Below are 21,533 nucleotides of genomic sequence, written 5' to 3'. Positions count from 1 at the left end.
GAACGGACTAGTCATGACGCCGGGTACTGATGCTCGCGAAGCAGCTCGGCCAGGTGGACGGCGTTGCGGACCAGGGTCGCGTTCGTGGAGGCCACGGCCTTCGGCGTCTCGTCGAGGTCCTGGTAGTCGCCGCCCTGCATGGCCTCGCCGTTCCAGTACGTGGCGCCCTGCGCGGGCACCGTGAAGCCGACGTCGTTCAACGCCTGGAACAGATCCGCGATGATCTTGTGGGCGCCGTCCTCGTTCCCGACCACGGCGGCCACCCCCACCTTGCCGAACATCGCCGGACGGCCCTCTTCGTCGGTTTCGGACAGTTCCGCGTCGAGGCGTTCGAGAACCCGCTGCGCGACGCTCGACATGTGGCCGACCCACGTCGGGGTGGCGATCAGCAGGATGTCCGCGCCGGCGATCTTGCGCCGGATGGCGGGCCACGCGTCGCCTTCGCCCATGTCGGCCTCGACGCCCGGGCGGACGTCGTGGTCGACCACGCGGACCACCTCTCCGGTGACCCCGCGTTCCGCGAACGCCTCGAGCAGCTGCCGCGCGATGAGGTCGCTGCTCGACTTCGCGGGCGACGGCTTGAGCGTGCAGGTCAGCGCGAGGACGCGCAGGGTCATGACTGCCTCCGTGAGTGCGTGCCGACGCCGAGGTGGGTGAACCCCGCTTCGGCCAGCCGGTCGGGGTCGAGCAGGTTGCGGGTGTCGACGACGATCGCCCGGTCGGCCGACGCGGCCAGCCGGGCCCAGTCGAGGTCCCGGAACTCCGGCCATTCGGTGAGCACGACGAGCGCCGCGGCGTCCTTGGCCACCAGGTACGGGTCGTCGACGACCTGGACCGCGCCCATCCCGGGCACGCACCCGACGGCCGGGTCGTGCGCGGTCAGCTCCGCGCCCGCGCGAGCCAGGTCCGCGGCCACCGCGAGGGCCGGGGAGTCGCGCAGGTCGCCGGTGCCCGCCTTGAACGCCAGGCCCAGCAGCCCGATGCGGGCGCCGGAGAGCGACCCGTCCGCCGCCCCCGTGACGGCCTGCCGTACGGCCCGCACCACCCGGGCGCGCTGGCGGGTGTTGACACGGACGGCGTCGCGCAGGATGCCGAAGTCGACGCCCGCGGATTCGGCCGCGTGCAGCAGGGCCGAGGTGTCCTTCGGCAGGCAGGAACCGCCCCAGCCGGGGCCGGGGGCGAGGAACTCCGGGCCGATCCGCGCGTCGAGGCCCATGGTGCGCGAGACCTCGCGGACGTCGGCCCCGAACCGTTCGCACAGTTCGGCGAGGACGTTGACATAGGACAGTTTCACCGCGAGGAACGCGTTGCTCGCGTACTTCGCGAGTTCGGCACTGGCCGAGTCGGTCGCCACGACGGGGGCGCCGGTCGGCTCGTACAGCCGCGCGACCCGCCGCGCCGCGGGTGAGTCCGGCGGGTCCGTGCCGACGACCACCCGGTCCGGGTGCAGGAAGTCCTCGACGGCGTGCCCTTCGCGCAGGAACTCGGGGTTGCCGACGACGGGCAGGTCGTCGCGGCCCAGCAGGTGCGGCAGCCGCGCCGCGGTGCCGACCGGCACCGTCGACTTGGTGACCACCACGCAGCCCGGCCGCAGCAGCCTTCCGAGCTGCGGCACGACCTTTTCGAGGACGCCGAGGTCGGGCCGCCCGTCTTCGGCGGGCGGGGTGGGCAGGCAGAGCAGGACGAGGTCGGCGCCGTACAGCTCGGCCTGGGCGGTGGTGAAGGTGAGCGTCCCGTCCGCGAGGCCCTGGCCGACCAGCTCGGCCAAGCCGGGCTCGGCGATCGACACGACGCCGCGGCGCAGATCGTCTACTTTGGACTCGTCGGCGTCCACGCAGGTCACGCGGTGGCCGAGCCGGGCGAAGCAGGCGGCACTGGTCAGGCCGACGTAGCCCGCGCCGACGATCCCGATGTGCTCAGCCATGCGCCACCCTCGCTTCCAGGGCCGAGCGCGTCGCGGCCAGGACACGTTCCTCACCGAGCAGGAGCAACCCGCCGTCGGGCTCCTCGCCGTGCGGATCGCCGACGTTTCCGGCCCAGAGCACGACATGCTCCCTCGCCGACGGCGGCGGTCCCCACAGCCGCGGCGGGGTCGGGCCGAACAGCAGCACCGACGGCGTGCCGAACGCGGTCGCGAGGTGCCCGACGCCGGTGTCGCCGCAGACGACGAGCGCGGCCCCGGCCACCAGCGCGGCCAGCTCCGCCAGGCCGGTCCGCCCGGCCAGCACGGCGTCGTCGCCGAGCCCGGCCGCCTCGGCGATCGAAAGCGCCAGGTCGCGTTCACCGGGACTGCCAGTGAGCACCACGCGGTGCTCACCGGTAGCTGCCAGCGCGGCGATCACCGAAGCGAACCGCTCGGGGGGCCAGCGCCGCGCCGGGAAGGCCGCACCGGGGTGCACCACGACGGCGTCCGGGGCCGGGCTCGGACCCGGCGGCACCGGCAGCCGCAGCGCCGAGCGGTCCGCCTCCAGGTGGGCGTACTCGACGAGCCGGCACCAGCGGTCGACCTCGTGCAGGTCGTCGCGCCACGCGAGGCCGGCCACGTCGGGGAAGTCGGGGTGCTGGTGGGTCAGCACCTCGGCGGGGTCGGTGGCGAGCAGGTCGTGCAGGCTCTCCGGGCCGCTGCCGTGCAGGTTGACCGCGAGTCTCGGCGGCGGTCCCGGCCACGCGAGGTCGCCGAGGCCCGCGGTCGGCAGCAGCTCGTCGACCGCGTCGATCAGCTCCACCAGGTCGCGCAGCCCTTCGGGCGCGGCCAGCACCAGCCGGTCGTCCGGGTACGCCGCGCGCAGGGCGCGCAGCGCCGGGACGGCCGTCAGCAGATCGCCGATCCCGAGCGCGCGCAGCACGAGCACGGCGGAGCTCACGGCCACGACCCCTCCTCCGAGGCGCACACGACCAACTCGCGGACCTCGGCGCCCGGCGGCTGCTGCAGGGCGAAGACCACGGTGTCCGCGACGTGCTCCGGCTGGTTGAGCTTGGCGTCCGGCGGCGGCTTGTACTGGTCGGTGCGGCCGTCGAAGAAGTGCGTCCACATCCCGCCGGGGATGAGCAGGGTGACGCCGACGCGTCCGGCCAGCTCGGCGGCCAGCGCGCGGGTGAAGCCGACGACGCCGAACTTCGAGGCGCAGTAGGCGGTCGCGTCGCTGACGGCCTTGATGCCCAGCGTGGACGCGACGGTGACGATCGTGCCGTGCGAACGTTCGAGGTCGGGCAGCGCGGCGCGGATCACCGCGGCGGTGCCGAGCAGGTTCACCTTCACCACCCGCTCCCAGTCCTCTGTGGACACTTCGCCGAGCGGGCCGCAGGCGTCGGTGCCCGCCGCGGTGAAGACGCCGTCGAGGCCGCCCGCGCGTTCGGCCAGCTCGCGCACCGCGGCCTCGGTGGCCGCGGTGTCGGTCAGGTCGGCTTCGACGTACTCGGCCGGGTCGTCGGGGCGGACGCGGTCGAGGATGTACGGGGTGCCGCCCGCCTTGCGGACGGCGACGGCGGTGGCGGCGCCGAGGCCGGACGCGCCACCGGTGATCAGGACGTTGCCGAGGGGTCGCATCGCACTCCTTCGGAGGTCGGGAAGGTCAGGCACTGGCCGCGGCGGCGACCAGCCGGGACGTCGAATAGCCGGGCACGGTCGGGACGAGCACGACCTCCCCGCCGTGCCGTTCGACGACTTCGCGTTCGGGCAGGTCGGCTTCCGCGTAGTCACCGCCCTTGACCCACACGTGGGGTCGCAGCTTCTCCAGCACGGCGGTGGGGGAGGGCTCGTCGAAGACGACCACGGCGTCCACAAAGGACAACGCGGTCAGGAGCCGGGCCCGGTCGCGGTCCCGTACGAGCGGGCGGCCGGGCCCCTTGAGGCCGCGGACCGAAGCGTCGGAATTGAGGCAGACGACGAGCGCGTCACCGAGCGCACGGGCCTGGCGCAGGAGACTGACGTGCCCGGGGTGCAGCAGGTCGAAGCACCCGCCGGTGGCGATCAGCCGTCCGCCGCTCGCCCGGACCCGCGAAGCGAGACCGAAGGCGTCGGCCGCCGGTTGCGGGGCGGGCACGGGGCCGTCGTTCGCGGACAGCGCGGTCGCGCCGCCGGCGGCGACGAACCGGGCGGCCGCTTCGACCGCCGTCACCACGGCTTCGGCCGGGTCGGCACCGCCGAGCAGAGCCGCGGTGGCCGCGGCGGCGAACCGGTCGCCCGCGCCGCAGGTGTCGGGCGCGGTGTGGCCCGGTGTCCGTGCCGCGGCGGGGATCGGGACGTCCGTTTCGCCGAGGCCGTCGGCGAGCACGGCGCCGCGGGACCCGACGGTGACCGCGACCGCGCCGGCGTGCCAGTGGCCGCGCAGCAGCTTGGCGAGCTCGGCCGGTTCCTCGTGCCCGGCGAGCACCCCGCGCGCCTCGGCGAAGTTCGGGGTGACCAGCCCGGTGCCCGGCACCGGCTGCGCCCCGCGCGGGTGCGGGTCCCAGACCACCGGGATCCGCTCGGCCAGCTCCCGCAGGAGCCGCCGGACGTCCGGGTTGCGCATCAGGCCGCGGCCGTAGTCGGCGACGAGGATCGCGCCGGCGTCTTCCAGGACTGGGCGCACCTGAGCGGGCAGCGGGTCGGCGGTCGCCGTGCCGTCGCCGGAATCCAGGCGCAGCAACGACTGCCCGCCCGCGCGGATCCGCGTCTTGCACACCGTCGTGCCGCGCAGCGGCAGCGGCAGCACGGTGACGTCCGGTTCCAGCAGCCCGGTGAGCGCGTGGCCGCCTTCGTCGTCGCCGAGCGGTGTCACGAGGACGACCTCGGCCGCCGACCGCGCGGCCAGCAGCGCGGCCAGGCCGGCTCCGCCGGGGCGGCGACGGCGGGCCGTCAGGTCGACCACCGGCACCGGCGCCTCCGGGCACAGCCGCTCGGCGGTGCCTTCGACGTCGACGTCCAGCAGCGTGTCGCCCAGGACGACCAGCGGCTTCACGCGGTCACCCCGAGCGCGTCGTCGAGCGCCGCGCACAGGCCGTGCACCAGAGCCAGGTGCATCTCCTGGACGGTCGCGACGGTCGGCGCCTCGACCGTCACCGCGTCGTCGCACAGGGCGGCGAGGGGGTTCGGGGCCGGCCCGGTCAGCGCCCACGTCGTGACGCCCAGCTCGTGCGCGGCTTTCGCGGCGGCGACGACGTTCTGGCTGCCGCCGCTGGTGGACAGGCAGACCAGCACGTCACCCGGCCGCCCGTGCGCGCGCACCTGGCGGGCGAAGACCTCGTGGTCGCCGTAGTCGTTGACGATCGCCGTGGTCGCGGACGTGTCCGCGTGCAGCGCGATCGCCGACAGGGGACGGCGTTCGTGGCGGAACCGGCCGACCAGCTCGCCGGTCAGGTGCTGGGCCTCGGCGGCGCTGCCGCCGTTCCCGCAGGCGAGCAGCCTGCCGCCGGCTTCGAAGACGCCGGCGAGGTGCCGTCCCCACGCGGTTATCTTGGGCGCGGATTCCCGGGTCCGCCGGGCGGCTTCGGCCAACGCGGCGAGATGGTCTTCCATCACGGCACCTCCTTCTCCTCCGGCGACGCCGCGCCGGGTCGGGCGGGACGGGGACGCCGGAGCACGAACGGCCCCAGCGCGAGCAGCTCGATGGGCGCCGAGCCGAAGCACTCGAGCGCGTCGCGGGGCGAGTCGACCATCGGACGGCCCGCGGTGTTCAGGCTGGTGTTGATCACGACCGGCAGGCCGGTCCGCCGTTCGAACGCGGCGAGCATCCGCGCCAGCACGGGGTTTTCGCGTTCTTCGACCGTCTGCACGCGGGCGGTGCCGTCGACGTGCGTGACGGCCGGGATGCGGTCGCGCCAGTCTTCGGCGACGTCGTGCACGAACAGCATGTAGGGGCTGGGCAGCGGGCCGCGGGTGAAGATCCCGGCCGCCCGCTCGGCCCGCACCATCGGCGCCACCGGGCGGAACTGCTCGCGGCCTTTGACGTCGTTGAGCCGTTCCAGGTTCGCCTTGCGGCCCGGGTGGGCCAGCAGCGAACGGTGCCCCAGCGCCCGCGGGCCGAACTCGGCGCGGCCCTGGAACCAGGCGATCACTTCGTCGTTCGCCAGCGCTTCGGCGACGGTCTCGGCAAGGTCGTCAGGACGCTCGTACGGCAGCTTCGCCTTGATCAGGATCTCTTCGAGCTCCTCGTCGGTCCACCCGCGGCCGAGGCCGGCATCGCCCATCGGGGCGCCGCGTTCCCCGGCGTCGGCGGCCAGCTGCAGGGCCGCGCCGAGCGCGGTGCCCGCGTCCCCGGCGGCGGGCTGCACCCAGATCCGGTCGAACGGGCCCTCGGCGTGCAGCCGCGTGTTGGCGACGCAGTTCAGCGCGATGCCGCCCGCCATCGCCAGGTCACGCTGGCCGGTGCGCTCGTACAGCCAGTCCGCCAGTTCCAGCAGGATGTCCTCGAGGACCTTCTGGACACTGGCCGCGAGGTCGGCGTGACGCGGGGTGAGCTCCTCGCCGGCTTCGCGGCGCGGGGCCAGCGCGGCCAGGTCGACGCCGGAAGCGTGGAAGCCGCCGTCGCCGGTGACGTGGACGTGCTCGCAGAGTTCGTCGAGGAACACGGGCTTGCCGTAGGAGGCCAGCGCCATGACCTTGTACTCGTCGCTGGAGCGGGCGAAGCCGAGGTGCTCGGTGAGGTCTTCGTAGAGCAGGCCGAGCGAGTGCGGGAGCCGTTGCGCCGCCAGCTCCTTGAACCGCCCGTCGCGGTACTCACCGGCCAGGTAGGACGTGCTCTCGCCGCGTCCGTCGGCCACGAGCACGGCGCAGTCGCCGAACGGCGCGGCCAGCGCGGCCGACGCGGCGTGGGCCACGTGGTGCCGGACGAACCGGACGATTCCGGGGTCGAGCCCGGGCAGCGCGGCCTTGAGGAACTTCGGTGCCCGCCGGGCGAATTCCGTCCGGAGTTCTTCGCCGCTGGGGTCGTGCCCGGGCAGGCCCGGCTCGACCAGTGCGGGGTCGTAGGAGTAGCCGACGGCGTCGAGGTCCTTCGCGGACAGTCCCGCCTGCGCCAGGCACCAGGCGGCGGCCTGGGCGGGTTGCTCCCAAGTGGAGAACGGCACCGCCTGCTTGCCGTGCTTGCGGCGGCTGAACCGTTCCTCCTCCGCCGCGGCGACGATCTCCCCGTCCACGACCAGTGCCGCGGCCGGGTCGTGGAAGACGGCGTTGATCCCGAGTATGCGCATCGACCTGCCTCTGGCGTTCCGGTGCGGACTCGTGGGGCCCGCGTTCGCCTATAGCGCTACCCGGCGAAGTCGTTGATAAACGATGGCGCGCAAAACCCCTGGGCGTCGCTACTCAGCGCGACGGCGCCCGGCGGAACCACGCCGCTGTGCGACGGAGACCGTCGTCGGCCTCGACCTTCGGTTCCCAGCCGAGGACCTCGCGGGCGAGGGAGATGTCGGGGCAGCGCCGCTGCGGGTCGTCGACCACCGCGTCGATGTACTCGATCGGCGAACCGGACCCGGTGATCTCCTTGATCCGCTCCGCCACCTGACGGACCGTCAGCTCGTGCGGGTTGCCGAGGTTCACCGGGCCCGGGTGGCCCGACCGCGCGAGGTCCAGGAGGCCGCGGGCGGTGTCCTCGACATAGCAGATGGACCGCGTCTGCTCGCCCGTGCCGGTGACGGTGATCGGCTCGTTCCTGAGTGCCTGGTCGAGGAACGCGGGGATCATCCGGCCATCGTGCGCGCGCATGCCGGGGCCGTAGGTGTTGAAGATCCGCGCGATGCCGGTGTCGACGGCGTGTTCGCGGCGGTAGGCCGACGTCAGGGCTTCGGCGTAGCGCTTGGCTTCGTCGTACACGCTGCGGGGCCCGATCGGGTTGACGTTGCCCCAATACCCTTCGCGCTGCGGGTGTTCCAGCGGGTCGCCGTAGACCTCGCTGGTGGAGGCGAGCACGAACCGCGCGCCGGCGCGGCGGGCGAGTTCGAGGGCGTTCTCGGTGCCGTACGAGCCGGCGCGCAGCGTTTCGAGCGGCAGCGCCAGGTAATCACGCGGCGACGCGGCGGAGGCCAGGTGGAACACGACGTCGGCCCGGTCGAGGGGGATCGGCCGCGTGACGTCGTGGCGCACGAACCGGAACCGCTCGTGGCGGCGCAGTTCGTCGAGGGTGTCCGCCGACGACGTCACGAGATTGTCCACGGCGATCACTTCGATGTCCTCTTCGAGCAGCAGCGCGCACAGGTGCGCGCCGACGAAGCCGGCACCCCCGGTCACCACCGCACGTTCGAACCGCCTGGTCACTCCCGGATCCGTCATGCCGGGGCGGCTACCCGGCACCTGTGCCGGCGAAACCGTGTAAGGCGGCCACGAGCGGGTACGCGACCAGTCATGCGAGTTCTGCTCACCGGATGGGCCAGTTTCCTGCACGGCGAAGCGACCGCGGGGGATGTCCTCAGCCTGCGAGCGACCGGCGCCGCGCTGGCCGCGGCGGGGATCGGCCACGACGTCGTGTGGAGCCCGGGCTTCCGCCCCGGCGCCCGGCACCTGCCGGACGCGCCGCCCGGGGACTACACGCACGTCGTGTTCGCCTGCGGCCCGGTCCACGGGCCGCAGGTGCGCGCGCTGCACGAACGGTACGCCGCCTGCCGCCGGATCGCGGTCGGGGTGAGCGTGGTCGACCCGGAAGACCCGGCGGTGACCGGGTTCCACCGCGTCTTCGCGCGCGACGACGGGGTCACCCCGGACCTCTCCCTGGCCGCGTCCGTCTCGACGACCCCGGTGCTCGGCGTGGTCCTCGCGCCGCACCAGCCGGAGTACGGGGGCGCGGGACGGCACGACGAGGTGCACGACGCCCTGACCGGCTGGCTCGCGGGCCTCGACTGCGCCCGGGTCCCGCTCGACACCCGGCTGGCGCACGAGGACTGGCGCGGTGCGCCACCCCGGACCAGTTCGTCTCCGCGGTGTCCAAAATGGACGCCGTGGTGACCACCCGGCTGCACGGGCTGGTGCTCGGGCTGAAGGCCGGCGTGCCGGTGCTCGCCGTCGACCCGGTGGCCGGCGGCGGGAAGGTGACCGCGCAGGGGAAGGCGCTGGGCTGGCCGGTCGTCGCGGCCGAAGACGCCGGCGACACCGCGTTGCTCGGGTCCCGGCTGAAGTGGTGCCTGTCGCCGGGCGCCACGGCCGATCCGCCGGTGCCGTCCCTGGCCGGCCTGGTCGACGAGCTGGTGGCGACGCGGTGAGCGCGCGCACGACCGTCGTCATCGCGACCCGCAACCGCGCCCGCGAACTGGCCCGCACCTTGGCCCAGCTGTCTACTTTGGACCCAAAACCGCCGGTCGTCGTGCTGGACAACGCTTCCGAAGACGAGACGGCCGACGTCGCCGGGCGGTACGCGAACGTGCGCGTGATCCGGCTGCCGCACAACCTCGGTGCCGCCGCCCGCACCCTCGGCGTCGTCGTGGCCGACACGCCGTACGTCGCCTTCAGCGACGACGACTCGTGGTGGGCGCCGGACGCGCTGGCCGAGGCGGAGCGGATCTTCGACGGGCACCCGCGGACCGGCCTGCTGGCCGCGCGCACCCTCGTCGGCCCGGAATGCCGGGACGACCCGGTGACGCCCGAAATGGAGCGCAGCCCGCTGGGCCGCCCGGACGGCGCGCCCGGACCGCTGGTGCTGGGCTTCCTCGCCTGCTCCGCGATCGTCCGCCGCACGGCGTACCTGCAGGTCGGCGGGTTCAGCCCGCTGCTGCACTTCGGCGCGGAGGAACAGCTGCTGGCCTACGACCTGGCCGCACGCGGCTGGGAGGTCTGTTACGTCGGGAGCCTGCGCGCCCACCACCACCCGTCCCGGTCGCGGCCGCCGTCGTCGTGGCGCCGCCGGGCCGAACTGCGCAACCGGCTGCTCATCGCCGTACTGCGCCGCCCGCCTCGCGTCTGCCGGCGGGAGGTGGTCAGGACGCTGGTGCGGGCACCCGGCGCCGTCCTCGGCGCGGTGCCCCGGCTGCCGCGGGCGCTCGGCTCCCGCCGCGTCCTGCCCGACCACGTCGAACACCAGGCCCGGACTCTGGAAAGGACCGCCGAATGGCGCGAATCTCGGTCGTGATCATCACCTGCAACCGGCGCTCGCAGCTGCGCGAAACGTTGGCGCACATGACGTCCCTGCCGGACGAGGCGCCGATCTTCGTCGCGGACAACGGGTCCGCGGACGGCACGGCCGACATGGTCGCCCGGGAGTTCCCCGGCGTCCGCCTGTTCCGGCTGGCGGAGAACCTCGGCGCGGTGGCCCGCAACGTCGCCGTCGAAGAGGTGACGACGCCGTACGTCGCCTTCTGCGACGACGACACGACCTGGCAGCCCGGCGCGCTCACCCGGGCCGCGGAACTCCTGGACGCCCATTCCGGCCTCGGCTCGGTGACCGGGCGCTGCCTGGTCGAGCCCGGCCTGGCCGAGGACCCGATCACGCCGGAGCTGCGCGAGTCGCCGGTGCCCGGCCCGGACTGGCTGCCGGGCCCGGCGCTGCTCGGCATCATGGCCGGCCTGACGGCGGTGCGCGTCAGCGCGTTCCGCGAGGTCGGCGGGTTCTCGACGCGGATGTGGCTCGGCGGCGAGGAGGAGCTGTTCGCCCTCGACCTCGCCGCGCGCGGCTGGTGGATGTGCTGGGCCGAGGACGTGGTGATCCACCACGCGCCGTCGAAGCTGCGCGACCCGCGCCACCGCCGCCGCCTGGGCATCCGCAACACGCTCTGGACGCTCCTGCTGCGCCGCCCCTGGCCGGCGGTCTTCCGCCGCGGCCGCGAAGTCCTGCGGTCCGCACCCACGGACCTCGCCACGGCGGCGGCCCTCCTGGACGTCGCCCGCGGCCTGCCCTGGGTGCTCCGCGACCGCCGGGTGGTCCCGCCCCACGTCGAGCACGGCCTCCGCCTCCTGGAAGCGCCCCAACGCGCATCGAAAGCCCGCCGCTACGTGGGCTGAGCGCATGTCGTGAACGACTCTTTCCTGTCATCGGACGACAGGAAAGAGTCGTTCATGACATCTGGTCAGCGGGCTTCGGCGGTGGCAGCGGTCTGCGGGACCAGCTTGTGGTACGCCCGGAGCGTGTCGGCGGCGACGCGGTCCCACGAGTAGCGGGCCACCGCGCGGTCGTGGCCCGCCGTGCCGTAGGCGTGGCCCAGTGCCGGGTCGTCGAGGAGCCGCCGGACCCGGGACGCGAGCTCCTTCGGCTGGTGCGGGCGGACCAGCAGGCCGGTGACGCCGTCGACGACGGTGTCGGTCAGCCCGCCCACCGCGGACGCGACCACCGGGACACCGCACGCCATCGCTTCCAGCGGCACGATCCCGAACGGCTCGTACCACGGCGTGCACACGACGGCGTCGGCCGACCGCAGCAGGGCCGGCATGTCCTCCCGCGACACCTGCCCGGCCCAGCGCACGCGGTCACCGACGCCGAGCCGGTCGGCGAGCTGCCGCAGCCGCCCCGCCTCGGGGTCCTGGGACAGCCTGCCCCGCTCGGGGCCGCCCGCGATGACCAGCTCGGTGTCCGGCAGCTGGGCGAGCGCGGTGATCGCGATGTCGAACCCCTTGCGCGGGACCAGCCTGCCCACCGCCACCAGGCGGTGCGGCAGCCGGCGGCGGGCCACCGGCCCGTCGGGGGAGAACCGGCCGAGGTCCACACCGCACGGGACGACCGAGATCCGCGAGCGCGGCACGCCGAGGCGGGACAGCTCGAAGACCTCGTCGGAGCAGGTGGCGATCACGCGCCCGGCCTGGCGGCCGATGATCCGCTCCAGCCGGATCCGGTCGGCCGGGCTGGTGTCCTTGTCGCCCTGGTAGCGCTTCTTGACGACGCCGAGGGCGTGGAAGGTCTGCGCGACCGGGGTCCCGGTCGCGCTCGCCGCGAGCGACGTCGCGAGGCCGGACATCCAGAAGTGCGCGTGCGCCAGGTCCGGCCGGTCGAGGGCCCACCGGTCGCGCAGGAAGCTGCCGAACTCGCCCATGTAGGGCAGGAGGTGGTCCTTCGGCTCCTTGCGCGGCGGCCCGGCGGGCACGTGCAGGACGCGGTACCCCTGGGGCGTCCGCACCTCGGTCGGCTCGTCGCGGCTCTCCCGTCGCGTGTAGACGGTGACGTCGTGGCCGGCGCGCGTCAGGGCGGCCGACAGCTCGGCGACGTGCACGTTCTGGCCGCCGGCGTCGGCTTCGCCCAGCGCGGCGAGGGGGTTGGCGTGCTCGGACACCATCGCGATCTTCATCGGTGAGGCGTTCCCTTCGCGGTTCAACGGGCCGTCTCAGCGAGGAGGCGGTCCCAAGCGGTCAGGAAGGCGGCCAGCCCGTAGTGCTTCAAGGCGTGCTCGCGGGCGTTCTTGCCGGCGAGCGCGGCGAAGTCGGGCTCGTGGATCAGCTCGCGGAAGCCCCGCGCCAGCACGGAGACGTCGGTCGACAGCACACCCGCGTCGGCCGGCACCGCATCGACCGCCTCGGTGGCGGCGAACACGACCACCGGCATCGCCAGGTGCATCGCCTCCAAAAGGGACAGTCCGAGCGACGTCCACCGGGCGGTGTGCAGGTAGACGCGGCGGCGGGCGATCTCGTCGTGCAGCGCCGGCGCCGGGACGTCGCCCCGGCCGCGCAGCGGTGCGCCGAGTTCCTCCGTCCCCATGCCGAACACGTCGACGGGGGCCTCGCCGGCGAGCGTGCCGAGCAGGTCGGCGCCGGTGACGCGCTGCCGCCGCACCGGCTCGTTGATCATCGACACGCCGGCGGCGAGCTCACCGGTGTAGCGCGGTCCCGGGTCGGGGATCCCGTGCGGCACCACGGTCACCGGCGCGCGGCCGCAGTCCCACATCGCCGCGTTGAAGTGGGTCACGTGCGCGACGGTGACGTCGGACCGGCCCGCGAGCGGGTGCTCGCTCGACGCGGCGTACGGCCGGGGCGCGTTGTGTTCCACGTAGACGGCCGGAACGCCCAGGCGGGCGCCGTATTCGAGCTCTTCCGGCCGTTGCAGGACGACGACGTCGGGCTCGGCCTCCGCCAGCCGGTCGAGCGGCACTTCGGTCACCGACGGCCAGTTCCGCCCGGCCTTGCCGAGGCCCCAGGGCGCGCCGTCGGGCGAAACCGGCAGGAAGTATTCGTGGCGGCCGCGGACGAAGGCGTCGGTCCACGAGCCGTGCACGTGCCAGAGCAGTACTCTCAGGCGCCGGGATCCGGAATCGGTCATGTTCCCTGATTGCCCGGAGACGGCGCGTTAAACGTGCGCCCGAACGGGGTACCCGGCCCCGGACGGTCGTGCGCCGACGAAAGGACGTCCATGCGGTTCACCCCACGGGGCACCCGGTTCTTCGACCTGCTCACCGAGGCGGCGCGGAACCTCGTCACCGCGACCGCGTTGCTGAGAGACCTCGTGGCCGCCGAACCCGCCGAGCGGGAACCGATCGCCAAGCGCCTGCACGAGGTCGAACACCAGGGCGACGAGCTGACGCACACGATCATGGTGGAGCTCAACAGCTCCTTCGTGACACCGTTCGACCGTGAGGACATCCAGGCGCTGGCCGCGAAGATCGACGACGTGCTCGACTTCGTGGACACCGCGGCGGACCTGGCCGTGCTGTACCGCATCGGCGCGTTCCCGCCGGGAACGGACCTGCTGGTCCGGGTGCTCTGCCGGGCCGCGGAACTGACGGCGTCGTCGATGCCGGGCCTGTCCAAGGTGGGCGATCTCGAGCCGTTCTGGATCGAGATCAACGAGCTGGAGAACGAGGCCGACCGGATCTACCGCCGGATACTGGCCCACCTGTTCGAGCCCGGCGGCGACGCGCTCGAGGTGCTCAAGACCAAGGAGGTCGTCGAGCAGTTCGAGCTGGCCGCCGACGCCTTCGAGCACATCGGCGACGTGGTGCAGACCATCGCCGTCAAGGAGTCCTAGTGACCGGCACGGCCGCCCTGGTCACCGTGATCGTGCTGACGCTGTTCTTCGACTACACCAACGGCTTCCACGACGCGGCCAACGCGATCGCGAGCGCGGTGTCGACGCGCGCCCTGACGCTGCGCGCGGCGCTCGTGCTGGCGGCGGTGATGAACCTGGCCGGCGCGCTGCTGTCCACCGGTGTCGCCGCGACGGTGGCGAAGGGCATCATCGACGTCCCGGCCGGCCCGGACGCGCTCACGGTCGTGTTCGCCGCGCTGGCCGGCGCCATCACCTGGAACCTCGTGACCTGGTACTTCGGGCTCCCGTCGTCGTCTTCGCACTCGCTGATCGGCGGGATGGTCGGCGCGGCGCTGGCCGCCGCCAGCACCGTGCACTGGGCCGGCATCGGCGAGAAGGTGCTGATCCCGATGGTCGCGTCGCCGCTGCTCGGGCTGTGCCTGGGCTACCTCGTGATGGTCGGCGCGCTGTGGCTGCTGCGCCGCGCCAACCCGCACCGCAGCGGCCGGGTGTTCCGCCGGTTCCAGATCTTCTCGGCGTCGGCGCTCGCGCTCGGCCACGGCCTGCAGGACGCCCAGAAGGGCATGGGCGTGATCGTGCTGGCGCTGGTGGCGGCGGGGGAGCAGAAGACGTTCGCGGTACCGCTGTGGGCGACGCTGCTGTGCGCCGGGGCCTTGTCGCTGGGCACCTATTCGGGTGGTCTGCGGATCATGCGGACGCTCGGCCGCCGCGTCTTCCCCCTCGACCCGCCGCACGGCTTCGTCGCGGAGTCGGTGGCCTCGTCGGTGTTGTACGTGACGGCGTTCGCGGTGAAGGCGCCGATCTCGACGACGCATGTGATCACGGCGGCGATCATGGGCGTCGGCGCGACCCGGCGGCTCTCGGCCGTCCGGTGGGGCATCGCGCGGGACATCGTCCTGGGCTGGGTCCTGACGTTCCCGGCCGCCGCCGCGGTGGCCGCGGCCGTGTACTTGGTGGCCGATGCCCTGACCTGAGCCTGGCGCGTTTGTCCGCCGGTACCCGCGGGAAGCCGGGGCGGGACACCCGCACGCGGAAAGGGAGAGCCATGAAGGCAGTGACCTGGCACGGCAAACGCGACGTCCGCGTCGAGGACGTGCCGGACCCGAAGGTCGAGGAGGCCACGGACGCGGTGATCCGCGTGACCTCCACCGGGATCTGCGGCTCCGACCTGCACCTGTACGAGGTGCTGGGCGCGTTCATGACCGAGGGCGACATCCTCGGCCACGAGCCGATGGGCGTGGTCGAAGAGGTCGGGCCGGAGGTGACGAACCTCAAGCCCGGCGACCGGGTCGTGGTCCCGTTCAACATCTCCTGCGGGCACTGCTGGATGTGCGAGCACGGCCTGCAGTCGCAGTGCGAAACGACCCAGGTCAGAGAGCAGGGCAAGGGCGCGGCGCTGCTCGGCTACACCAAGCTCTACGGCCAGGTCCCCGGCGGCCAGGCCGAGTACCTGCGCGTGCCGCAGGCGCACTACGGGCCGATCAAGGTGCCGGACGGCCCGCCGGACGAGCGGTTCGTCTACCTCTCCGACGTCGTCCCGACCGCGTGGCAGGCCGTCGAGTACGCGAACGTCCCGCGCGACGGCACGGTCGTCGTGTTCGGCCTCGGGCCGATCGGGCAGATGTGCTGCCGGATCGCCCGCCACCGCGGCGCCGGCCAGGTGATCGGCCTCGACCTGGTGCCGGAGCGGCTGGCCCGGGTCCGCGAGCACGGTGCCACCGCGCTCGACACCCGTGACCACAAGGACATCGGCGACAGCATCCGCCAGCTCACCAACGGCCGCGGCGCCGACTCGGTGATCGACGCGGTCGGCATGGAGGCCCACGGCGCCCCGGTCGGCAAGCTGGCGCACACCCTCGTCGGGCTGCTGCCGCAGCCGCTCGGCGAGAAGATCACCGAGAAGGCCGGCATCGACCGCCTGAGCGTGCTCTACGCCGCGATCGACAGCGTCCGCCGCGGCGGCACGATCTCGCTGTCGGGCGTCTACGGCGGCATGGTCGACCCGATGCCCATGATGGTGCTGTTCGACAAGCAGATCCAGCTGCGGATGGGCCAGGCCAACGTGCGGCACTGGCTCGACGACGTCATGCCGGTGCTCACCGGCGACGGCGACCCGCTGGGCGTCGAGGGGTTCGCCACCCACAAGCTGCCCCTGGAAGAGGCGCCTCGCGCCTACGAGATCTTCCAGAAGAAGCTCGACGGCGCCCAGAAGATCCTGCTGCAGCCGTAACCCCGGGAGGGAACTGACTCTTGCGAGCCGTCACCTCGCTGCCGTACGAAATCACCGAGGAAGACCACGTCCGGATCCCGATGTCCGACGGGACCGTCCTGTCCGCGCGCATCTGGCGGCCGGTCTCGTCGGACACCGATCCGGTGCCGGCGATCCTCGAATACATCCCCTACCGCAAGCGGGACCTCACCGCGCCCCGCGACTCCATCCACCACCCCTACCTCGCCGGGCACGGGTACGCCTGCGTGCGCGTGGACATCCGCGGCACCGGCGAGTCCGAGGGCGTCCTGGCCGACGAGTACCTCGAACGCGAGCAGCTCGACGCCGAGGAGGTCCTCGAATGGATCGCCGCGCAGCCGTGGTGCACCGGCGACACCGGGATGATGGGCATCTCCTGGGGCGCGTTCGCCGCGCTGCAGGTCGCGGCGCGGAAACCGCCCAGCCTGCGTGCCATCGTGATTTCGTCGTTCACCGACGACCGCTTCGCCGACGACATGCACTACATGGGCGGCTGCCTGCTGTCGGACAACGTCGCCGAGTCCGGCACGATGTTCGCCTACGCCACGCTGCCGCCGGACCCGGCGGTCGTCGGCGAACGGTGGCGGGAGATGTGGCTGGAGCGGCTGGAGAACTGCAGCCTGTGGATCGACAACTGGCTCGGTCACCAGCGCCGCGACGACTACTGGCGGCACGCGTCGGTGTCGGAGAACTACAGTGACGTCCAGGTGCCCGTGCTGGCCTCCAGCGGCTGGGCCGACGGCTACTCCAACGCCGTGATCCGGCTCCTGGCCCACCTCGACGTCCCCCGCCGCGGGCTGATCGGGCCGTGGTCGCACAAGTACCCGCACCTCGGCGAGCCCGGGCCGGCGATCGGCTACCTCCAGGAAGTCGTCCGGTGGTGGGACCACTGGCTGCGCGGCGAGGAGAACGACGCCATGGCCGGGCCGATGCTGCGGACCTGGATGCAGGAGAGCGTGCCGCCGTCGACCTCCTACGAAGACCGGCCCGGCCGGTGGGTCGGCGAGGCGAGCTGGCCGTCGCCGCACGTCGGGCCGCAGGAGCTGCCGCTGGCCCGGCACCGCCTCGCGCGGCCGGGGGAGACCGTCTCCGACGAGGCGTTGACCGTGTCTTCGCCGTTGTCGGTCGGGCAGTTCTCCGGGAAGTGGGCGTCCTACAGCGCCCCGCCGGACCTGCCCTACGACCAGCGCGAAGAGGACGGCGGGTCGCTCGTCTTCGACACCGACGTGCTCACCGAGCGCTGCGAGATCCTCGGCTCCCCGAAGGTGCGGCTGGAGGTCTCGGCCGACCAGCCGGTCGCGATGGTGGCGGCGCGGCTGTCCGACGTCGCGCCGGACGGGCGGGCCACGCGCGTCACCTACGGGCTGCTCAACCTGACCCACCGGGACGGCCACGACGCCCCGGCCCCGATGGAGCCGGGGCAGCGGTGCGCGGTCGAGATCGAGCTGAACGCCGTCGCGCAGGCTTTCCCGGCCGGGCACCGGATCCGGCTTTCGCTGTCCACGTCGTACTGGCCGCTGGCCTGGCCGCCCCCGACGCCGGTGCTGCTGAGTGTCCACACCGGACACAGTGCGCTGGAGCTGCCGGTGCGCCCGGTCGCCGAACCGGACGAGCTGCCGGCCCGGCCGTTCGGCGAACCCGAAGGCGCCTCGCCGATGCCGGTGACCGCGGTGACGCCGGGGGAGCAGCGGTGGACCGTCTCGCGGGACCTCGTCGGCTACGAGTCGGCGCTGGACATCGTGAAGAACGCCGGGACCGTCCGCTACGACGACCTCGACCTGGAGGTCACCCGCGACGTCCGTGAGCGCTACAGCTGGGTCGCCGACGACTTCTGCTCGCCGGTGGCGGAAACCGAGTGGGAGGTCACCTTCTCCCGCGGCGACTGGCTGGCGCGCAGCGAGACCCGCACGCGCGTGTCCTGCACCGACACCGAGTTCGTCGTCGACGCGCAGCTCGACGGCTACGACGGGGCGCGGCGGATCGTCTCGCGCAATTGGCACAAGCGGATCCCGCGGGACTTCGTCTAGTTTTACGGCCGCCACAGGGGGTAAGCCTTCGGCGTGCGGATCGTGATCACCGGGGCCACCGGGAACGTCGGAACGGCACTGCTGGCCGCCCTCGAGCCCGGCCACGACCTGGCCGGGCTCGCGCGGCGGCTGCCGGACACGACCGCGGAACCGTACGACCGGGCCGGCTGGCACGCCCTCGACATCGGCGTCCCCGGCGCCGAGGAGGAGCTGGCCGCGGTGTTCGCGGGCGCCGACGCCGTCGTGCACCTCGCGTGGGCGATCTCGCCGGCGCGCGGCGACCCCCCGATGGAGCGCACCAACGACCAGGGGACCCGGCACGTGCTCGCCGCGGCGGTGGCCGCCGGGGTCCCGCGGCTGGTCGTCGCGTCCTCCGTCGCCGCCTACGGGCCCGCGCCCCGCTGGGAGAAGGTGGCCGAGGACTGGCCGTGCGACGGCGTCGCGGGCAGCGCGTACAGCCGCGGCAAGGCCGCGCTGGAAACCCTGCTCGACCGGTTCGAGGAACGGTATCCGCACGTCCGGGTGGCGCGGATCCGGCCCTGCGCGATCCTGCACCGCCGCGCGGCCGGGGAGTTCGCGCGCTGGCTGCTCGGCCCGGTGGTGCCCGCCGGCCTGGTCGGCGGGCGGCGGCTGCCGGTTCCGCTGTGGACGGACCTGCGCGCGCAGGTGGTGCACACCTCCGACGTCGCCGACGCGATCCGGCTCATCCTCGACAAGGGTTTCACCGGCCCGGTCAACCTCGCCGCGCCGGAGGTCCTCGACGCGGACGCGCTGGCCGGAGTCCTCGGCGGCGTGCGCGTCCCGGTGCCGAAGCCCCTGGTGCGGGCCGCGACCCGGGCGGCCTGGCTCGGCGGGGTGCTGCCGCTGCACCCCGGCTGGCTCGAGCTGGCCGACCGCGCGGCGCTCGGCGACACCACGCTGGCGGAGACCGCGCTGGGCTGGCAACCTCGGTATGACGCCGCGTCCGCGCTCGCCGACCTGGTCACCGGGCTCCGGTCGGGCGCGGGAGCGGCGAGTCCGCCCCTGGCCCCGCCGCGCCGCGACGGGGTCCTGGCCCGGCTCCGCTCGCTCACCCGGGCCGGGCCGAGCCACCAGTCGCAAGCCTGACCAGCCGGGAGGCCGGAGTGAGTACGGAAGCCTTCGACGCCGTGGTGATCGGCGCCGGGCACAACGGCCTGGTGGCGGCGAACGTCCTGGCCGACGAGGGCTGGTCGGTGCTGGTGCTGGAGGCGACCCCGCACCCCGGCGGCGCGGTCCGGACCGCCGAGGTCACCGAGCCCGGCTTCCGCAACGACCTGTTCAGCGCCTTCTACCCGATGAGCGCGGTGTCCCCGGCGATCCGGGGGCTGCGGCTGGAGGAGCACGGCCTGCGCTGGCGGCACGCGCCCGACGTGCTGGCGCACGTCCTGCCCGACGACCGCTGCGTGGTGCTTTCGCGGGACATCGACCGCACGGCGGCGTCGGTCGACGAGTTCGCCCCCGGCGACGGCGACGCGTGGCGCCGCCTGTTCGAGCAGTGGCGGAAGATCCGGGAGCCGTTGCTGGACGCGTTGTTCACGTCGTTCCCCCCGGTCCGCCCGAGCCTGAAACTGCTGCGCCGCACCGGAACCGGCGACGCGCTGCGCCTGGCGCGCATGCTGACGCTGCCGGTGCGCCGGTTCGGCGACGAGCTGTTCGACGGCGAGGGCGCGAAGCTGCTGCTGGCGGGCAACGCCGCGCACAGCGACCTTTCGGTGGACAACGCGGGCAGCGCGGTGTTCGGCTGGCTGATGGCGATGATCGGCCAGGGCGAAGGCTTCCCGGTACCGGCGGGCGGCGCGGGGGAGCTGACCGCGGCCCTGGTGCGCCGCCTGGAATCCCGCGGCGGCAAAGTCCACTGTGGACGTCCGGTGCGCGAGGTGCTCGTCGCCGGCGGCCGGGCGATGGGGGTCCGGGACGCCGCCGGCGCACCCGTGCGCGCGCACAAGGCCGTCCTGGCCGACATCCCGGCGCCGCTGCTCTACGGCGAGCTGCTCGCCCCGGAATGGCTGCCGTCGCGGTTCGTCGAAGACCTGGAGCGGTTCCAGTGGGACAGCGGGACGGTGAAAGTGGACTGGGCACTGTCCGGCCCGATCCCGTGGACGGCCGAAGCGGCCCGCGGGGCGGGCACCATCCACCTGGGCACGGACCTGGACGGGCTGTCGGCGTTCGGTGGCGAGCTCGCCCGCGGCCGGACCCCGCGCCGCCCGTTCCTGCTGCTGGGCCAGATGACCACGAGCGACCCGGACCGGTCGCCGCCGGGCACGGAGTCGGCGTGGGCGTACACGCACGTACCGCGCGGCACGATGGAGAACCGGCCCGCGCTCGAACGCCGGGCCCGGCGGATGGAGGAGACGGTCGAGGCCAACGCGCCGGGGTTCACCGCCCTGATCAAGGCTCGCTACATCCAGGGCCCGGTGGAACTGGCCGACCAGGACCCGGGCCTGGTCGGCGGCGCGGTCAACGGCGGCACGGCGGCGATCCACCAGCAGCTGTTCTTCCGCCCGGTGGTGGGCACGGGCCGCCCGGACACCCCGGTCGACCGGCTGTTCCTGGCGGGCGCCTCGGCCCACCCGGGCGGCGCGGTCCACGGCGGCCCGGGAGCCAACGCGGCCCGCGCGGCCCTCGCCCGCTCGGGCCCGCTAGGCGGCGGCTACGCGGCGGTGATCCGCGCGGCCCACCGAGCCATCTACGGCTGACCCGCGACCACGGCCGGTGCCGAAGCGCCCCAATGTGGCGTTGGGTGCGTTGGATGCACCGAACGCCACATTGGGTGCGTTGGACGCACCGAACGCCACATTGGGGCGCATGAGCCAGGCCAGGAGCGCGCGAGTTCAGCCTGGCGAGCGTTCGTACTAGGGACGCGGGCGGCCGCCTCGGGCGCGGGCGTGCTTGCCCGTGGCCAGGTCGGCGAGGCGGGCCAGGGATTCGGCGTTGCGCGGCTTCGCGATGAGCGCCTGCACGGCCTCCGGCAGCACCTTGCCGGGGCCGCGGGTGATGTGCTCGGTCATCCGGACCAGCGTCTGCCCCTCGCCGTGGGGGACCAGGGTCAGGCCGACCGCCGCGGCGCCCAGTGGCCAGCCGTGGGCCTCCAGGGACAGCGACAACCCCGGCTCCACCGCCCTGACCACGGTCACGTCCTGGATGTGCAGGGGCCACGGGCCCACGCTGTGGTGGATCCGCGAGCCCATGGCGGGCCAGTCCCCGTCGACTTCGCGGATGTGCGAGCTGCCGACCACCCAGCCGCTGTAGAGCCAGCCGTCGGCGAGCACGGCGAACACGGCGTCGGGCGGTACGTCGATCACGCGGCTGACCTCGGGCACGGCTTCCTCCTGCTTCTCGGGACGATCCAGGCATACCCACTCCCGCACGGGG

19 protein-coding genes and 1 pseudogene are annotated in these 21,533 nt (G+C 73.7%); 9 read left to right on the top strand and 11 right to left on the bottom strand.

The window, feature by feature from the left end; all coding sequences use genetic code 11:
* Nucleotides 1–11 precede the first annotated feature (11 nt).
* The 8 genes from CF165_RS21770 to CF165_RS21735 all read right to left on the bottom strand — a co-directional run bounded on the left by CF165_RS21770 (nucleotide 12) and on the right by CF165_RS21735 (nucleotide 8,230).
* Nucleotides 12–617, bottom strand: coding sequence for a flavodoxin family protein (locus CF165_RS21770; RefSeq protein ID WP_093949360.1), 606 nt, complete (start codon nucleotides 615–617; stop codon nucleotides 12–14).
* A complete protein-coding gene (locus CF165_RS21765; RefSeq protein WP_093949359.1) occupies nucleotides 614–1,924 on the bottom strand; it encodes a UDP-glucose dehydrogenase family protein in 1,311 nt (436 codons plus the stop codon). The genes CF165_RS21770 and CF165_RS21765 overlap by 4 nt, the downstream gene beginning before the upstream one ends.
* Nucleotides 1,917–2,870 (bottom strand): glycosyltransferase family 9 protein, encoded by a 954-nt coding sequence (locus CF165_RS21760; protein WP_093949358.1) that lies wholly within the window; start codon nucleotides 2,868–2,870, stop codon nucleotides 1,917–1,919. The genes CF165_RS21765 and CF165_RS21760 overlap by 8 nt, the downstream gene beginning before the upstream one ends.
* Entirely contained in the window at nucleotides 2,861–3,547 is a 687-nt protein-coding gene (locus tag CF165_RS21755; RefSeq protein ID WP_093949357.1) for an SDR family oxidoreductase, read from the bottom strand. Before CF165_RS21755 ends, CF165_RS21760 begins: the two co-directional genes overlap by 10 nt.
* A gap of 25 nt (nucleotides 3,548–3,572) precedes the next feature.
* Nucleotides 3,573–4,940: a PfkB family carbohydrate kinase gene (locus tag CF165_RS21750; RefSeq protein ID WP_093949356.1), complete on the bottom strand. Its 1,368-nt coding sequence runs from the start codon at nucleotides 4,938–4,940 to the stop codon at nucleotides 3,573–3,575.
* Complete coding sequence (locus tag CF165_RS21745; protein ID WP_093949355.1) at nucleotides 4,937–5,497, bottom strand: D-sedoheptulose-7-phosphate isomerase; 561 nt, start codon at nucleotides 5,495–5,497, stop codon at nucleotides 4,937–4,939. Before CF165_RS21745 ends, CF165_RS21750 begins: the two co-directional genes overlap by 4 nt.
* Nucleotides 5,497–7,170, bottom strand: a complete 1,674-nt coding sequence (locus tag CF165_RS21740; protein ID WP_093949354.1) for a carbamoyltransferase family protein — start codon at nucleotides 7,168–7,170, stop codon at nucleotides 5,497–5,499. Before CF165_RS21740 ends, CF165_RS21745 begins: the two co-directional genes overlap by 1 nt.
* A 112-nt stretch (nucleotides 7,171–7,282) precedes the next feature.
* Nucleotides 7,283–8,230, bottom strand: a complete 948-nt coding sequence (locus CF165_RS21735; protein ID WP_093949353.1) for an NAD-dependent epimerase/dehydratase family protein — start codon at nucleotides 8,228–8,230, stop codon at nucleotides 7,283–7,285.
* Nucleotides 8,231–8,317: 87 nt separating this feature from the next.
* On the opposite strand from CF165_RS21735, the pseudogene CF165_RS21730 reads away from it, so the two are divergent.
* The 3 genes and pseudogenes from CF165_RS21730 (at nucleotide 8,318) to CF165_RS21720 (ending at nucleotide 10,900) form a co-directional block, all read left to right on the top strand.
* A pseudogene (locus CF165_RS21730) lies at nucleotides 8,318–9,168 on the top strand (polysaccharide pyruvyl transferase family protein).
* A complete protein-coding gene (locus CF165_RS21725; protein ID WP_093949352.1) occupies nucleotides 9,165–10,031 on the top strand; it encodes a glycosyltransferase family 2 protein in 867 nt (288 codons plus the stop codon). Before CF165_RS21730 ends, CF165_RS21725 begins: the two are co-directional and overlap by 4 nt.
* Nucleotides 10,010–10,900: a glycosyltransferase family 2 protein gene (locus tag CF165_RS21720; RefSeq protein WP_093949351.1), complete on the top strand. Its 891-nt coding sequence runs from the start codon at nucleotides 10,010–10,012 to the stop codon at nucleotides 10,898–10,900. The genes CF165_RS21725 and CF165_RS21720 overlap by 22 nt, the downstream gene beginning before the upstream one ends.
* A gap of 65 nt (nucleotides 10,901–10,965) precedes the next feature.
* Here the strand turns inward: CF165_RS21720 and CF165_RS21715 are convergent, their stop codons facing one another.
* Together CF165_RS21715 and CF165_RS21710 are read right to left on the bottom strand one after the other, a co-directional pair.
* Nucleotides 10,966–12,174, bottom strand: coding sequence for a glycosyltransferase family 4 protein (locus tag CF165_RS21715; protein ID WP_093949350.1), 1,209 nt, complete (start codon nucleotides 12,172–12,174; stop codon nucleotides 10,966–10,968).
* 23 nt (nucleotides 12,175–12,197) lie between these two features.
* Nucleotides 12,198–13,139: a glycosyltransferase gene (locus tag CF165_RS21710; protein WP_093949349.1), complete on the bottom strand. Its 942-nt coding sequence runs from the start codon at nucleotides 13,137–13,139 to the stop codon at nucleotides 12,198–12,200.
* A gap of 90 nt (nucleotides 13,140–13,229) precedes the next feature.
* On the opposite strand from CF165_RS21710, the gene CF165_RS21705 reads away from it, so the two are divergent.
* The 6 genes from CF165_RS21705 (at nucleotide 13,230) to CF165_RS21680 (ending at nucleotide 20,857) form a co-directional block, all read left to right on the top strand.
* Nucleotides 13,230–13,844, top strand: a complete 615-nt coding sequence (locus CF165_RS21705; RefSeq protein ID WP_093949348.1) for a DUF47 domain-containing protein — start codon at nucleotides 13,230–13,232, stop codon at nucleotides 13,842–13,844.
* The gene (locus CF165_RS21700; RefSeq protein WP_093949347.1) at nucleotides 13,844–14,839 is read left to right on the top strand and encodes an inorganic phosphate transporter; all 996 of its coding nucleotides are present in this window, start codon (nucleotides 13,844–13,846) and stop codon (nucleotides 14,837–14,839) included. Before CF165_RS21705 ends, CF165_RS21700 begins: the two co-directional genes overlap by 1 nt.
* 71 nt (nucleotides 14,840–14,910) lie before the next feature.
* Entirely contained in the window at nucleotides 14,911–16,095 is a 1,185-nt protein-coding gene (locus tag CF165_RS21695) for a zinc-dependent alcohol dehydrogenase (RefSeq protein ID WP_093949346.1), read from the top strand.
* Between the two features lie 20 nt (nucleotides 16,096–16,115).
* On the top strand, nucleotides 16,116–18,140 hold the full coding sequence (locus CF165_RS21690) for a CocE/NonD family hydrolase (RefSeq protein ID WP_093949345.1): 2,025 nt from the start codon (nucleotides 16,116–16,118) through the stop codon (nucleotides 18,138–18,140).
* A gap of 33 nt (nucleotides 18,141–18,173) precedes the next feature.
* Nucleotides 18,174–19,247: an NAD-dependent epimerase/dehydratase family protein gene (locus CF165_RS21685; protein WP_093949344.1), complete on the top strand. Its 1,074-nt coding sequence runs from the start codon at nucleotides 18,174–18,176 to the stop codon at nucleotides 19,245–19,247.
* A 17-nt stretch (nucleotides 19,248–19,264) separates the two neighbouring features.
* On the top strand, nucleotides 19,265–20,857 hold the full coding sequence (locus CF165_RS21680; protein WP_093949343.1) for a phytoene desaturase family protein: 1,593 nt from the start codon (nucleotides 19,265–19,267) through the stop codon (nucleotides 20,855–20,857).
* A gap of 156 nt (nucleotides 20,858–21,013) precedes the next feature.
* Here the strand turns inward: CF165_RS21680 and CF165_RS21675 are convergent, their stop codons facing one another.
* Nucleotides 21,014–21,481, bottom strand: coding sequence for an SRPBCC family protein (locus CF165_RS21675; protein ID WP_093949342.1), 468 nt, complete (start codon nucleotides 21,479–21,481; stop codon nucleotides 21,014–21,016).
* Nucleotides 21,482–21,533 lie beyond the last annotated feature (52 nt).

Source organism: Amycolatopsis vastitatis, from assembly GCF_002234595.1.
In the GTDB taxonomy this organism is placed as follows: domain Bacteria; phylum Actinomycetota; class Actinomycetes; order Mycobacteriales; family Pseudonocardiaceae; genus Amycolatopsis; species Amycolatopsis vastitatis.
The sequence above is the reverse complement of the archived record's forward strand: the minus strand, read 5'-3'. Positions and strand labels throughout refer to the sequence as shown.